Below are 652 nucleotides of genomic sequence, written 5' to 3'. Positions count from 1 at the left end.
GTGTATATGTTATGCCCTTTTGAGGCGAATATAGGATATATGGGGGGAAACACTACCGAATATCACAATGAATACACTGCCCCTAACTGGGTAACGTTCAAACTCACCGATGATAACAAGTTTGAGTTCTTAGGGAACGAAGGATTTTTTGAAAGAACTAAATATCATAACTGGGATTTCAATTCCGAAGAAGAAAAGGAATTTCAAGAAATGCAGAAAGGCTACGAGAAAAGTAAAGCAAATTTCGAGAAATACGGTTCATTGGTGAGCTTACAGTTTCCTGAATATGATGGGAAACCTAACTTTACTAAATTTTTAGATATATTAGGAGGACATATAATAGGAGGAAATTGGGTAGGTACAATTAGTAGCAAAGAATATCCAAAGGCTTTTGATATGAAATTAGATTATGAAGATGAAGATTCTGATAAATGGATTAAAATTTCCTATCAAGGAAACCCCTTTTACTTTGTAGCAAGTACTCCTAACTATAGTTGGTGTGATGGGCATATCGATGCTATCATTATGCTTTACGAGCCCGTAAGTCGTATCGTGCTATTCACTTTTGATTATTCATAATATCGCTTTTGTGGTATGCGTAGGGGCGAATAGCAATTCGTCCTAAATTCAGAAACCTTAAATAATTATCATT

Annotated in this window: 1 protein-coding gene; it reads left to right on the top strand. The window is 35.1% G+C overall.

The window, feature by feature from the left end; genetic code table 11:
• A partial coding sequence (locus HMPREF9072_RS05505; RefSeq protein WP_034566206.1) for a hypothetical protein occupies positions 1 to 579 on the top strand: 579 nt, incomplete at its 5' end.
• Positions 580 to 652: the final 73 nt, after the last annotated feature.

The sequence above is a fragment of the Capnocytophaga sp. oral taxon 324 str. F0483 genome (genome assembly GCF_000318315.2).
GTDB lineage: Bacteria > Bacteroidota > Bacteroidia > Flavobacteriales > Flavobacteriaceae > Capnocytophaga > Capnocytophaga ochracea.
The sequence above is the reverse complement of the archived record's forward strand: the minus strand, read 5'-3'. Positions and strand labels throughout refer to the sequence as shown.